Source organism: Collinsella aerofaciens (assembly GCF_001404695.1).
Classification (GTDB): Bacteria; Actinomycetota; Coriobacteriia; order Coriobacteriales; family Coriobacteriaceae; genus Collinsella; species Collinsella aerofaciens_E.
Window position 1 is genome coordinate 24,553 of the sequence record NZ_CZAQ01000025.1, and the last position, 12,352, is coordinate 36,904.

General features: G+C 60.0%; 13 protein-coding genes. 6 read left to right on the plus strand and 7 right to left on the minus strand.

Features of this window, described 5'->3' with window-relative positions; all coding sequences use genetic code 11:
• Positions 1–69 precede the first annotated feature (69 nt).
• Complete coding sequence (locus AQ996_RS06985) at positions 70–1,452, plus strand: MATE family efflux transporter (protein ID WP_055252210.1); 1,383 nt, start codon at positions 70–72, stop codon at positions 1,450–1,452.
• A gap of 27 nt (positions 1,453–1,479) precedes the next feature.
• Here the strand turns inward: AQ996_RS06985 and AQ996_RS06990 are convergent, their stop codons facing one another.
• Positions 1,480–2,346, minus strand: a complete 867-nt coding sequence (locus tag AQ996_RS06990) for a LysR family transcriptional regulator (protein ID WP_055252211.1) — start codon at positions 2,344–2,346, stop codon at positions 1,480–1,482.
• Between the two features lie 158 nt (positions 2,347–2,504).
• On the opposite strand from AQ996_RS06990, the gene AQ996_RS06995 reads away from it, so the two are divergent.
• Entirely contained in the window at positions 2,505–3,407 is a 903-nt protein-coding gene (locus tag AQ996_RS06995; protein WP_055252212.1) for a DMT family transporter, read from the plus strand.
• Positions 3,408–3,495: 88 nt separating this feature from the next.
• Complete coding sequence (locus AQ996_RS07000) at positions 3,496–4,221, plus strand: uracil-DNA glycosylase (protein ID WP_055252213.1); 726 nt, start codon at positions 3,496–3,498, stop codon at positions 4,219–4,221.
• Positions 4,222–4,271: 50 nt separating this feature from the next.
• Here AQ996_RS07000 and AQ996_RS07005 read toward each other — a convergent pair whose 3' ends face one another.
• The 3 genes from AQ996_RS07005 to AQ996_RS07015 form a co-directional block, all read right to left on the minus strand.
• Positions 4,272–4,952 carry an SDR family NAD(P)-dependent oxidoreductase gene (locus tag AQ996_RS07005; protein ID WP_055252214.1) on the minus strand — a complete coding sequence of 227 codons (681 nt, stop codon included), beginning with the start codon at positions 4,950–4,952 and terminating at the stop codon, positions 4,272–4,274.
• Positions 4,953–4,961: 9 nt separating this feature from the next.
• Positions 4,962–5,684: a VUT family protein gene (locus tag AQ996_RS07010; RefSeq protein ID WP_022093974.1), complete on the minus strand. Its 723-nt coding sequence runs from the start codon at positions 5,682–5,684 to the stop codon at positions 4,962–4,964.
• Positions 5,685–5,840: 156 nt separating this feature from the next.
• Positions 5,841–7,454: a peptide chain release factor 3 gene (locus tag AQ996_RS07015; protein ID WP_055252215.1), complete on the minus strand. Its 1,614-nt coding sequence runs from the start codon at positions 7,452–7,454 to the stop codon at positions 5,841–5,843.
• A 215-nt stretch (positions 7,455–7,669) separates the two neighbouring features.
• Between AQ996_RS07015 and AQ996_RS07020 the strand changes: the two genes are divergently transcribed.
• Genes AQ996_RS07020 through AQ996_RS07030 form a run of 3 tightly spaced genes read left to right on the plus strand, consistent with a single transcriptional unit; the run spans position 7,670 to position 9,650 of the window.
• On the plus strand, positions 7,670–8,050 hold the full coding sequence (locus tag AQ996_RS07020; RefSeq protein ID WP_055252216.1) for a GntR family transcriptional regulator: 381 nt from the start codon (positions 7,670–7,672) through the stop codon (positions 8,048–8,050).
• Between the two features lie 23 nt (positions 8,051–8,073).
• Positions 8,074–8,955 carry an ABC transporter ATP-binding protein gene (locus AQ996_RS07025; RefSeq protein ID WP_055252217.1) on the plus strand — a complete coding sequence of 294 codons (882 nt, stop codon included), beginning with the start codon at positions 8,074–8,076 and terminating at the stop codon, positions 8,953–8,955.
• On the plus strand, positions 8,952–9,650 hold the full coding sequence (locus tag AQ996_RS07030) for an ABC-2 transporter permease (protein ID WP_055252218.1): 699 nt from the start codon (positions 8,952–8,954) through the stop codon (positions 9,648–9,650). Before AQ996_RS07025 ends, AQ996_RS07030 begins: the two co-directional genes overlap by 4 nt.
• 89 nt (positions 9,651–9,739) lie before the next feature.
• On the opposite strand, the gene AQ996_RS07035 is transcribed toward AQ996_RS07030, so the two are convergent.
• The 3 genes from AQ996_RS07035 to AQ996_RS07045 all read right to left on the minus strand — a co-directional run bounded on the left by AQ996_RS07035 (position 9,740) and on the right by AQ996_RS07045 (position 12,165).
• Positions 9,740–11,044, minus strand: a complete 1,305-nt coding sequence (locus tag AQ996_RS07035; protein ID WP_055252219.1) for a chloride channel protein — start codon at positions 11,042–11,044, stop codon at positions 9,740–9,742.
• A gap of 125 nt (positions 11,045–11,169) precedes the next feature.
• Positions 11,170–11,703, minus strand: a complete 534-nt coding sequence (locus tag AQ996_RS07040) for an LOG family protein (RefSeq protein ID WP_055252220.1) — start codon at positions 11,701–11,703, stop codon at positions 11,170–11,172.
• 36 nt (positions 11,704–11,739) lie between these two features.
• Complete coding sequence (locus AQ996_RS07045) at positions 11,740–12,165, minus strand: potassium channel family protein (RefSeq protein WP_055252221.1); 426 nt, start codon at positions 12,163–12,165, stop codon at positions 11,740–11,742.
• Positions 12,166–12,352: the final 187 nt, after the last annotated feature.

A 12,352-nucleotide genomic window follows, 5' to 3' on the forward strand; every position in this document is an offset into this window, starting at 1 on the left:
ACTAGTCGATTAGGAGTATCATCATCTGCGCAAATAAGCACGAAAGAGCATATTAGAGATTGAGAGCGTATGGCAGACACCGCATCTAAGCACATTGACATGACCACCGGCTCGCTGTGGCGCAATATTCCCCTGTTCGCCTTCCCCGTAGCCGCCACGAGCATCTTGGAGCAGTTGTCGAACCTCATCGCCACCGTCATCATCGGTAACTTCTCGGGCGACCAGGGAACCCTCGCCATGGCAGCGGTCGGCTCCAACGTTCCGCTTACCAGTCTTATGCTCAACCTGTTTATTGGCATGTCGCTTGGCTCCAACGTGGTCATCGCCAACGCTATCGGTCGCAACGATCAGAACATGGTCAAACGCGCCGTCCATACCTCGATTTTAATGGCACTCGTGGGCTTTGTCGTCATCGTGCTGGGCGAGATCTTTGCCGAGCCCATGCTCGCCGCGCTCAACGTCCCTGCCGAAACCATGCCACTCGCCTCGCTCTACCTGCGCGTCTTTTTGCTCAGCATGCCCTCGATCTTGCTCTACAACTTTGAGGCCGCGATCTTCCGCTCCGTCGGCATCACCCGCATGCCGCTGCAGGCGCTTGCCGTGTCCACCGTCCTCAACATTGGCCTGGACCTCATCTTTGTCCCCGTACTCCACTGGGGCGTCGCGGGCGTCGCCATCGCCACCGCCATCGCCTACACCGTCAGCGCCGCCACACTCTTTATCCGCCTGCTCAAGACCGACTCCGTCGTCCATGTCACCCCGCGCGACCTGGCAATCGATCCCGTTGCCCTCAAGCGCATCGTCAAGATTGGCCTGCCCGCCGGTATCCAAAGCGCCGTCTTTGCCGTCGCCAATATCATCATCCAGTCCGCCATCAACAGCTTGGGCACCGAGGTCATGGCGGCATCCAGCGCTGCCATGAGCCTGGAGTACGTGTGCTACAACCTGCTCAACAGCTTTAGCCAGGCCTGCACCACCTTTGTGGGGCAAAACCACGGTGCCCGCCAGATCGACCGTTGCACTAAGACGCTCAAGGTCTGCCTGGTCGAAGGCGGCATCGTCGCGCTCACCACCATCGTCATCATCGTCGGTCTGGGGCGCGAGATCCTGGCGCTCTTTAACAGCGATCCCAACATCGTCTCGATCGGCTATATCCGCGTGTGCTCGATCTTCCCGGCATACGCCTTTAGCATGTTCTACGAAAACATGTCCGGTTACCTACGCGGCTTTGGCATCTCGCTTATGCCCGCCCTCATCACCATGATCTGCGTCTGCGGCATCCGCTTCTATTGGGTGTTCTGCGTGTTCCCGCACTTCCGCACCTTTGCGAACATCATGATGGTCTATCCCATCAGCCTGGGCACCACGGCATTCTTTATGGTCGTGGCGGTACTACTCTGCCACCCGGCACGCACCTATCGCGCCGCCCAAGCCAAAGCGACGGCCCGCTAAACACCGCACTCAACGCCACGCCAGTCATTAATTGACAATATGCGAGCTCATGTAGTCGATAAAACGCCTCGTGGCGATAGGCATGGTGTCCCAGCTGCGCCAAGCTGCCACCACGTCGCGCGAGGGAGCATGCACGATGGGACGTACGCGAATATCGGCCCGCATACCCTCGACGGTACGGCGATACAGCATACTTACGCCCAGGCCCTCTTCCACCATCGCCATGATGGTGTAGTCGTCGGTGACTTCACTCGTCACGTGTGGTGACAGCCCATGCGCCGCGAATGCATCGAGCACCAGGCTCTGTTCGCCCTCATCCAGCAGCACAAACGGCTCGGACGCCAGGTCGGCAAGCGTAACCTTTTCCTTTGCCGTCAGCGGATGCGCGGTCGGCAACAATGCCACCAACTCGTCGTGATAAACCACGCGCTTCTCGAGCCCTGCGGTAAACCCGCGCGCCGTAAAGCAAAAATCCACCACGCCGTCGTGCACCCATTGAGCGTTGCGCGTGTAATCGCCCTGCTTGAGGGTAAAGCGTACGCCAGGATGCAGAGCCCCAAAGTCGCGAATCACGCGCGGCAATACGGTGCGGCTCACGTTAGTAAACGTCGCGATACGAATATCAGTCGAGGAGAGTCCCAGTAACTCCTGACGCTTGCCCTCAAGCTCGGCCTCGGCAGTTACGATCTGTCGCAGATACGGCAGGTACTGCTTACCGTCGCGCGTAAGCGACACGCCCTGCTTGCCGCGCTCGATAAGCGTGGTACCCAGCTCGCGCTCGAGCGCCTTGACGGCCTGGCTCACCGCACTTTGCGTATAGCCCAGCTCGTCGGCCGCGCCCTTAAGACTGCCGCGATCGACCACCATACAAACAATCTGATACCGCGATGCCATCGTGCCTCCACATCGATGTAGCTGTAAAACGTTTTGCCAGGGCTTTTTCTACCTACATTAATATCTCTTAATCATACTGAAGATACATTCGCTTTACTACATCCACATCTGGGAGCAGAATCCTTTTTGCGAAACCGTTCTGTAACAAAAGGAGTCCCATGGATCGCAAAAAAGCAATCGCGCTCTCATTTTCCGTTCCCATCGCATGGGGCTTTTCGTACCCCCTCATGAAGATCGGCATGGACAGCATGAACGCCACGAGCATCGTTGCGCTGCGCTGCATCATCGCCTTTGCGGCTTGTCTTGTGCTCTTCCACAAGCACGCACTGCGCATCAACCGTGACCTGATGGTTCGCGCCGCCATCATCGGCGCCATTATGGCAACCGAGCTCACCTGCATGTGCCTGGGCTCCAGCCTTACCTCCGCCTCCACCGCCGGCTTTTTGCAGAGCCTGACGGTCGTGATCGTGCCGTTTGCCAATGCGGCCCTGCTGCGTCGTGCCCCCGAGCGCAAGGTGCTCGTCGGCACCGCCATCGTCACCTGCGGCATGTTGCTGCTCTCGGGCGCCGACTTTACCAGCCTGAACCCGGGCGCGCTCATCATGCTGTTATCCGCCTTTGTCTACGCCGGACACATCATTATCGCCAAGCGCTTTGTCGAAGAAGTCGACCCGCTGGCCCTGGGCGTTTGGCAGCTGGGCTTCGGCGGTCTGTTCTCGGGCATCGCCGCGTGCACCTTTGGCGGCTTCACGCTTCCCAGCACGCCCAACGAGATCGTCGTTGTCGTCGCACTCGCACTCATCTGCTCTGCCTACGGCTTTATCACCCAGACGCTCGTGCAGCCCCACGTGCCCGCCGAGACCACCGGCTTTGCCTTCTCGCTCGAGCCGGTCTGCTCCGCCGTCTTCTCGTTCTTCCTGGTCGGCGAGGTCCTAAGCCCCATCGCCTTCTTTGGCGCCGCCCTCATCCTCACCGGCGTCATGGTGGCAACCGTCGAGCTCCCGCGCCTTCGTTCGCAAGTACACGCTCACATGGCAGGAGCGCCCGAGCACGTCTCGTAGGCCACACTCTTCATACAGCCGCGGCATAAAGGTCTCCGGTACGCCTTTACAATAGATGCCAACACAGCATCTGCCATAAAGGAGCCCCATGGACACCGCAACCCGCGACCGCAACATAGCAACTTGGTTGGGCGATGCGCCGCAGCCGGTACGTGACACGACGGACCAGCTGCTCGAGCGCATCGCCCTTTTGCGTGCCGTGCAGACTATCTACCCGGTACAAGACGACATCCTCAATGCCCTCGCCTACACGCCGGCAGACCAGGTCAAAGTTGTCATCTTGGGCCAAGACCCCTATCACGGACCCAACCAGGCCATGGGACTGTCGTTCTCGGTTCCCGCGACGCAAACCAAACTGCCGCCGAGCCTGCGCAACATCTATAAGGAACTCAACGCCGACCTAGGCTGCTCCATCCCCGCCACGGGAGACCTAACCCCCTGGGCGCAACAGGGCGTCCTGCTCCTCAACACCACGCTCACCGTGCGTGAGCATGCCGCCAATTCGCACGCCAAGCTGGGCTGGAGCACGCTGACCGACTACGTTATCGAGCGCTGCTGCCAGCTGCCCCAGCCGGTAGTCTTTTTGGCATGGGGCCGCTTTGCCCAGCAGATGGTCGAGGGCAAGCTCGCCGCGACCGGCGCGGGCAAGGCAACCGACAAGTTCTGCTTGGCCTCCACACACCCCTCGCCGCTTTCAGCTAACCGTGCCACGGCAGAACTCCCCGCCTTTATGGGGTCGCGCCCCTTCTCGGCAGCCAATCGGCTACTCGAACAGCATGGCTCGACCCCCGTCAACTGGACTTGCCTCGACTAAAAATCGAGACATCAAAAACGCGCCCGACGGCTTTCCATCGGGCGCGTTTCCTATTCGGGCCAAATAAATTGTGTGCGGCCGGCCTCGCCGCCATCGATCAGCAAGCTCTGCCCGGTCATAAACCGGTTGGTTACGCCCACAAAGTAGATCCACTCGGCGATCTCTTGGGCGGTGGCCCAGCGTTTAAGCGGCGTGAGCTCCATAATCTGGTTCCACAGGTGTTCGTCTTCCATCACGCAACGGTTGAGCGGCGTGATAACGCCGCCCGGGTCCACACTGTTGGCGATGGCCTGCGGTGCCAGGCGGTTTGCAAGGTTTTTGGTATAGGCGATAACGCCACCCTTGCTGGCGGCATAGGCGGGAAACTCCGATCCCGTATGCCCGCTCGCCGACCCCACATTGACCACGGATTTGATTGCCGGCGCCGGCTTGGCGGCAAGCCCCTCCCCCACAAAGGCGTAGCGCTCGGTCACGTTGATGGTGCCACACAGGTTGGCGGCGATGTCATCGGCCGAATCCTGCGTACCGGCAACGTTCACGATTACCTGGGGTTCAAGGTCGCCTGGAAACGCGTCCGGCTTGCGAACATCAACGATCAGATGGCGGTAGCGCTCGTGTTTGATCGCCGCCGGTAGCAAATCAAAGCCCACGACCTCGTGGCCCTCGTCCAAAAATCGTTGCACGCATGCGGCTCCGATACCGCCCGAAGCACCCGTGATCAAAACCCGCATACTTGCTCCTTAGGCGGTTGCGTGGCGCTCGAGGTACTCGGAGCCCACATTCTCGCGCTCCCAGCCGCGCACGACCTTGTAGCCCACGGGGCTCAGGAAAACCTCGCACAGCAGCTCGGCAACAGCGCCGGTCAGCGAGCACATAAGGACCTGCACCCAGGTCCAACCAAAGAACGTGTGGCTCACCACAATGGCAAAGACCAAGTTGTCGATAAACTGGCCAACACCCGTGGACACATAGGAGCGGAAGGCAAAGCTCGCAAAGTTATTCTTTTTGAGCATGCGGCCGAGCGACTGGTTGAGCGTGGAGTTAACCACGGCAGAAACGAGCATTGCCAGCGAAGAGCCCAGCACCACGTACCAGGTGCCGCCGATGGTGGCGTTAAGGGCAGTGTTGACCTCGATCATGCCCGTGTCGTAGTAGGCGCCCCACATGCCGGGCGTGAGCGAGCATGCCCAAAAGCACAGACTCACGGCCAGGTTGACCAGCAGCGCGAGGATAGAGATTTTGATGGATGCCTTGGCGCCAAAGCGCTTGCAGATCATGTCCTGGCACAAAAACGAAACCCAGCTCACCACAAAGCCACAGTCGAGCGCCAGATATGGCAGGCTGATGAGCTCTTTGTTGGCCAGCAGGTTCATCATGATGACGCTCACGAAAAACAGAGAAACCGTTGCCGCGGGAATGCTCCGCAGCAGGACCTTGTAGTCCTCCATGACCTTCTTGATCATTATGTACTCCTTTGGTTTTAGGTTTAACGAGCAGGATATCGGACCCGAACTGCTCGGACGCCCCGGTCTTGAGACGACGGTGGGTATGATAGCCGCTCGCGCGGCATCAGGCAAGCAATCGGCGCGGCAGCCCCGCAGGGCCACCGCGCCGATGCGTTAAAACGCTACGTTGCCAAACTCCGACAGGATAAGGTCGGGGTTGTGGTCGGTTGCCCAATCCACGTTCCACGGGCTCGTGAACAGCAGCAGCTTACCGCCGCGCATGTCCTCGACACGCAGGGTGTCGCGCGTGAGCGAAAGGCCCGGGATATCAATAGTGTCGGGGTCGTTCTGGATCCAGCGGATATCGGTATAGGGCAACGGCTGGCGACGAACCTCAACACGGTATTCGGCCTTGAGGCGGCGCTCGAGCACCTCAAACTGCAGCACGCCGACCACGCCCACGATGACGCTTTCCATGCCGGCACCCAGTTCGCGGAAGATCTGGATAGCACCCTCTTGGGCAAGCTCCTCCATGCCCTTGACGAACTGCTTGCGCTTGAGCGTGTCGACCTGCGTAATGCGAGCGAACATCTCGGGGGCAAACGTCGGGATCTGCGGATACTGCACGTGGCGCTTGCCAGAGCACACAGTGTCGCCGATGCTAAAGATACCCGGATCGAACAGGCCCACGATATCGCCCGCGTACGCCTCGTCAACAATCGCACGGTCATCGGCCATCATCGAGGTGCCAGTAGCAAGCTTAAGCTTGCGGTTGCCCTGCACGTGGAAGGCGTCCATGCCGCGCTCGAACTTGCCCGAGCAAATGCGCACAAAGGCGATGCGGTCGCGGTGGTTCTTGTCCATGTTGGCCTGGATCTTAAACACAAAGCCGCTAAAGTCGTCGCGGCAGGGATCGACCGGCTCGCTGGTGAGCGTATCGGTATAGGCGCGCGGCGTCGGGGCCAGACGCAGGAACTCCTTGAGGAAGGGCTCCACGCCAAAGTTGGTGAGCGCCGAGCCAAAGAACGCCGGGCTCAGCTTGCCGCAGGCCACAGCATCCAAGTCGAGCTCGTCGCCAGCGCCATCGAGCAGCTCGATGTCGTCCATCAGGTTCTTATGGTTCTCCTCGCCGATGAGCTCATCCATGGCAGGGTCGCCCAGCTCGGCCTCGACCTCGGCGACCTTCTTGGTGGCGTTGGCGTGGCCGTCGCCCTCGAAGGCAATGACGCGACGGGTCTGACGATCGAACACGCCGCGGAAGTTGCGGCCGCTGCCGATCGGCCAGTTCATGGGATACGTATTGATGCCCAGGACGTTCTCGATCTCTTCCATGAGCTCAAACGGATCGCGAGCCTCGTGGTCGAGCTTGTTCACAAAGGTGAAGATGGGAATGTGGCGCAGCGTACAGACCTTAAAGAGCTTTTTGGTCTGGGCCTCGACGCCCTTGGCGCCGTCGATGACCATAACAGCAGCGTCGGCGGCCATAAGGGTACGGTAGGTATCCTCCGAGAAGTCCTGGTGGCCGGGGGTATCGAGGATGTTGACGCAGGCGCCGTTGTAGGTGAACTGCAGCACCGAGGAAGTAACGGAAATACCGCGCTCCTTCTCGATGTCCATCCAGTCCGAGACGGCATGCTTGGCCGAGCTCTTGCCCTTGACCGAGCCGGCAGTCTGGATGCTGCCGGTATAGAGCAGCAGCTTCTCGGTAAGTGTGGTCTTACCGGCGTCCGGGTGGCTGATGATCGCGAATGTGCGGCGCGACGAGATTTCATCCGACAGGCTTGCCATGCGGATCCTTTCTTGCATTGAGTGCATTACGTCGTTGTAACCGCACTATTGTAGCCGCGAAATCCCGCTCTAGGGCGCCTATCAGGACAAATTCATCAGTTGGGGCCTAGGCAGCCGGCCCAATCCGTATTTGCCTCTTGCATAACTGTGCATAGTGTATATATACTGTGCTTACCGGTTATATACACGTGTAGCCCATCAGCTAAGGAGCCGCTGTGGACATCATCCTATCCAATTCGAGCGATAAACCCATCTACGAGCAAATAGCCTCGCAGGTCAAAGCTCAGATCCTTTCGGGCACGCTCGCTGCGGGAGCCAAACTCCCCAGCATCCGTGCGCTCGCGAGCGATCTTGGCGTGAGCGTCATCACCACCAAGCGCGCCTACGCCGACCTGGAGCAGCTCGGGTTTATCTGCACCGTGCAGGGCAAGGGCTGTTTTGTCGCCGAGGGCAACCAGGAGCTCTTGCGCGAAAACCAGCTCTGCCATATCGAAGAGCTGCTTGCGAAAGCGGCAAGCCAAGCCGAAGCCTTGGGCGTCACGCGCGACAAGCTGCACGAAATGCTCGACCTGGTAGCCCCCGAAACCATGCAGTAGCCATCTGCAAGAAAGGCTATACCATGCAAAACCTTTTAGAACTCAAAGGCATTTCACGCCGTGTGAGCGACCGTTTTTCGCTGCGTGACGTCACGCTTGCCGTGGAGCCTGGCCAGATCGTTGGCTTTGTGGGCGCAAATGGCGCTGGCAAAACAACGACGATTCGAGCCGCGCTCGGGCTTATCAAACTCGATGCCGGCGAGGTGCACCTGTTTGGGCAGCGCTGTGGCGCCGACGCACCCGGTGAAGCGCAGCGCTGCTTGCGCACCCGTGTCGGTCTCGTGCTGGACACGTGTCCTTTCCCTTCAACGCTCAAGGTGGGCCAGATCGAGGCACTCGTAGGCCCGGCGTACCCCACGTGGGACCGCAAAACGTTCGCCGGATTCATCGACCGATTTGGCCTCGATCCCAAGACAAAGGTCAAGGACCTCTCCCGCGGCATGGGCATGAAACTGCAGCTTGCCTGCGCGCTCAGCCACCAGGCCAAGCTGCTCGTTTTGGACGAAGCCACCGCGGGCCTCGATCCCATGGCACGCGAGGAGCTGCTCGATGAGCTGCTCGCCTTTGTTTCCGACGGCCTGCACAGCGTGCTGCTCTCGAGCCATATTACGTCCGACCTCGATCGCGCCGCCGACCGCGTCATCTGCATCGATAACGGCTCGATTATTTTTGACCTGCCGCGCGAGGACATTACCGACCGCGTCGGCATCGCCCACTGTACCCAAGCACAGGCCGCCGAGCTTATGGCTTGCGTCGAAGGCGCCCGTGCCGTCCACCACGCCTATAGCGTGGACGTGCTCGTGCCCAACCGTCGCGAAACGCTCGAGGCCTTCCCAGAGATTCCCTGCGATCGGGCAACCATTGATGACTATCTGCGCCTCATGCTGAAAGGGGCTTCGAAATGAAACGCGCCTTTATGTCCGAGCTCGCCATCGTTCGCACGCTCACCCCGAGCATCGCGGGCGTCGGCCTGTTCATCTTCGTCGTGCTAACCCTTGCCAACGCGTCGGATGGCGATTCCGGCATGAGCGCCGGCGCCTGCGCGGTCAGCGCCATGTCGCCCATCATGGTCATGAGCTCGCTGGCCGGCTTCGACAATCAAAACGGATGGGAGCGTTATCGGGCAACGCTGCCTCTCACGCGCAAAGACATAATTTGCGCACGCTACCTGTGCATCGTTGTCTTCTCGGCCATCATGGCCTGCGCCGCCGTGCTTTTGAACATCATCGCCCTTCCGTTCTTCAACAGCGCGGGCGTGGCCTCGACAGGACAAACCATCTTTGAGATCGCAATTGCCTCGGCAGCATCGATGCTCATCTCCCTCATGATGGTGTTCTTGGCACAGCCGCTGTTCTTCCGATTTGGACACATGGAGGCACTGCGCCTATCCGTTGGCCTGTTTGCCCTACTCGGATGCCTTACCATGGCAGCGCTGAGCTCCTCCAACCCCATCAGCAACTGGCTCATGTCGATTGCCGGGGCGAATCCCGATCCTGCCGTCCTTGGCTGTCTGTGTGCAGGAATTGCCGTACTGGTGCTCGCACTATGCGCAATCAGCTGCACCGTCAGCACCAAGGTTTATCGAGTACGCGATCTGTAGCCACACGAGTCTCAATCCGCGAAGGACGCGATCGCCCCCCTCCCCGCAAATCCGTGGCAAAGGGCATGTCCCCGGCGTGCGCCACTGTACTACTTGCGCAGCGGCTTGGGCAGTGGAATGCCGGCGGCGATGACGGCGGCGATGATCATGCAGACGATACCCTTGAGTGGGAAGCACATGAGCAGCAGGCCCACGACCATGACCGGCTGGCGCATGAGCGCACCCATCGTCGATGCCGTGCAGACGGCGACGCAAAAGACCGGATCTGCGCCGGTGAGGATGGCAAGGCCATAGCCCAGGCTTACGCCCGAGAAGATAACCGGGAAGAAGTGACCGCCGCGCCAACCAAGGTTGATGAGGGCGGGCGTCAGCATGGCCTTAACAAGACCGGTCGCGATAAGCACGCCAGCGGGAATGGTCAGATAGGTTTCCATGAGCACGTCGGCCTGGGTCTCGCCGGCAAACATGGTATAGGGCAGGACCGTGCCACAGATGGCGAGTGCCAGACCGGCCAGCATGGCCTTGACGACAGGACGCTCCCCTATTGCATGGGACAGTGCCTCGCTTGCATGCTCAGAGACAAAGTACAGCCAGCCGCAGACGGTGCCGATCAACGACAGAGGGACGAGCCAGGTAAGCTCTAGGTTGCCCACCTCGGCGGACTCGAACCTGGGCATGCCCATGCCGCCGCCCACAAGCTGTCCAAGCAGCAGGTAGGTGCCCAGACCGCCGGCAATCGCAATACCGTAGACCACCGTCTTTTGCGCCTTGGGCAGCTTGATGGTGATCTCGCCGGACGCGGACTCATCGTCGGCGTCTTCACCCTGGCCGTCGGTGCTACCGGCAAGCGGCGCCACAAAGCCAAAGACGGGCGCGGTAAAGAGCGCCGTCAGGGCAGCCTGGGTGCCCAGCAACGTGAGCTCCCTAAACTCGGCGCCAAAGCGACGCATGCGGTCGCCGACCCAGCTGCACAGACCGGCGATAACGCCGGTCAGGCCGGCCTCCGGTCCAATGCTTCCGCCAAACAGCAGCGGCAGCAATGCCGCGAGCGAAAGCTTGCCCAGGTTGTCGTACGGGTAGCGCCCGTCTTGCTTAACCTTGGTCATGACCTGGTTGAGGTCGTCGGTCTTGGCGCCCGTCATCTTTTCGTACAGGCCAATCACCAAGCCGCCCAGCAGGCAGACAAAAAACGGGTACGGCAAAAAGCCAAACGGACCGCTGGCGAGTTCGGGCGAAGAGACACCCAGCATATGCGGGGCCTCGGTCCACAAATAATCAATGCCGTGCTCCATCGCAAAGAAGAATAGCCAGACTGCAGCACCCGCGAGTGCACCGGTCACGGCAACGCTGACCAAAAACAGCGCGCGGTTTGTGGGTTTGGCAAGGTTATCCATCGGGTCCTCCCGTGGTCAAAATCGACAAAGATACGTTTTATTGTAGAGCGAGCGTTGCCCGAACGAGCCAACCGTCTGCACCGCAAACGGCACCATTGGGAGTCATAGTGGGGCAGGCTCAAGACTCATCCATTAATAATCGAGGCAATCTCGCGCAAATCGTCGGCAAAGTAGATGCCGTGCTGGCGCTGCGGGCTCGAAAGTCCTTTATCAATCATGCGCCCGAGCAGCGACTTAAGGTCGTTGTAGTACCCATCCAGGTTGTACAGAATGCACGGCGCACTCAAGTGCCCCAACGACACGGCGGACATGACCTCGGCAATCTCCTCGAGCGTGCCCGTACCGCCCGGGAAGGCGATGAACGCGTCGCCGAGCTCGATCATCTTGGCCTTACGCTCGGCCATATCACTCGTCACGATGAGGTCGTCAATACCGTCGTGTTGAAACTCTGCCTCGATAAAAAAGCTCGGCTCAACGCCCGTCACATGCCCGCCAGCATCGAGCACGCTATCGGCAAGCGCGCCCATCAGGCCCGACTTGGAGCCGCCGTATACCAGCGCGTGGCCGTTGGAGCCAATCCACGTGCCGAGCTCTCGCACTGCAGGCAGAAACGCCGGGTCGTTGCCGACGCTCGCGCCCAGGTATACCGTGATATTCATATTCAGTCCCCCTCGTCGTGACGCGCGTCGCCCGTTCTAGCGTTGGCGTCGGCGATATTCGCGCACACGGCGCGACAGGTCGGCGAGCTCGTCACGATCGAGCTCTTCCAAATGCTCGAGATCGTCCATAAAGCGCGCCATGGTGTCCTTTTGACGCATCTTGATGAGCGTGTTGCAGTAGTTCACCGCCACGCCCGTGAGCATGGCGATGTAGAAGATGCTGATGACGCTCAAAACGACGGTGATAGCGCGGGCAACCGGCGTCTCGGCCGGGATATCACCGAAGCCGATCGTCGATACGGTCTCAAAGCTAAACCAGAGGCCGTCGCCAAACGTGAGGGTCGTGGGCTCGGACAGCCAGACGGCCGTCGAGCACAGCAGATAGAAGACGAGAAACAGGCCCGTGATGCGCGCAAAGCCAGCCTGGCGCAACACGTCAGCAAGCGTCCTCAACTTGTTCATCGCGACCTCTTTTCCCAGACGCCCAATCACATTCGCTCGGTATTGTCCCACGCCTCCCCCGCAAACGGAACTAGTCATTGGGGACGTTCTTAAATGACTAGTCAAACAAGAACGTCCATTACAGTCGAAATTGTCAGCCCGGGACCGTCTCGGGCTACGATTGAGGCGCGCCCAGAACGGGCCGCCG

What these genes read in the sequence shown, in the direction of transcription:
- AQ996_RS07015 (WP_055252215.1), bottom strand. Translation starts at nt 7,454, where the DNA reads ATGGCAAGCCTGTCGGATGAAATCTCGTCGCGCCGCACATTCGCGATC.
- AQ996_RS07010 (WP_022093974.1), bottom strand. Translation starts at nt 5,684, where the DNA reads ATGATCAAGAAGGTCATGGAGGACTACAAGGTCCTGCTGCGGAGCATT.
- AQ996_RS06985 (WP_055252210.1), top strand. Translation starts at nt 70, where the DNA reads ATGGCAGACACCGCATCTAAGCACATTGACATGACCACCGGCTCGCTG.
- AQ996_RS07025 (WP_055252217.1), top strand. Translation starts at nt 8,074, where the DNA reads ATGCAAAACCTTTTAGAACTCAAAGGCATTTCACGCCGTGTGAGCGAC.
- AQ996_RS06995 (WP_055252212.1), top strand. Translation starts at nt 2,505, where the DNA reads ATGGATCGCAAAAAAGCAATCGCGCTCTCATTTTCCGTTCCCATCGCA.
- AQ996_RS06990 (WP_055252211.1), bottom strand. Translation starts at nt 2,346, where the DNA reads ATGGCATCGCGGTATCAGATTGTTTGTATGGTGGTCGATCGCGGCAGT.
- AQ996_RS07030 (WP_055252218.1), top strand. Translation starts at nt 8,952, where the DNA reads ATGAAACGCGCCTTTATGTCCGAGCTCGCCATCGTTCGCACGCTCACC.
- AQ996_RS07045 (WP_055252221.1), bottom strand. Translation starts at nt 12,165, where the DNA reads ATGAACAAGTTGAGGACGCTTGCTGACGTGTTGCGCCAGGCTGGCTTT.
- AQ996_RS07040 (WP_055252220.1), bottom strand. Translation starts at nt 11,703, where the DNA reads ATGAATATCACGGTATACCTGGGCGCGAGCGTCGGCAACGACCCGGCG.
- AQ996_RS07000 (WP_055252213.1), top strand. Translation starts at nt 3,496, where the DNA reads ATGGACACCGCAACCCGCGACCGCAACATAGCAACTTGGTTGGGCGAT.
- AQ996_RS07035 (WP_055252219.1), bottom strand. Translation starts at nt 11,044, where the DNA reads ATGGATAACCTTGCCAAACCCACAAACCGCGCGCTGTTTTTGGTCAGC.
- AQ996_RS07005 (WP_055252214.1), bottom strand. Translation starts at nt 4,952, where the DNA reads ATGCGGGTTTTGATCACGGGTGCTTCGGGCGGTATCGGAGCCGCATGC.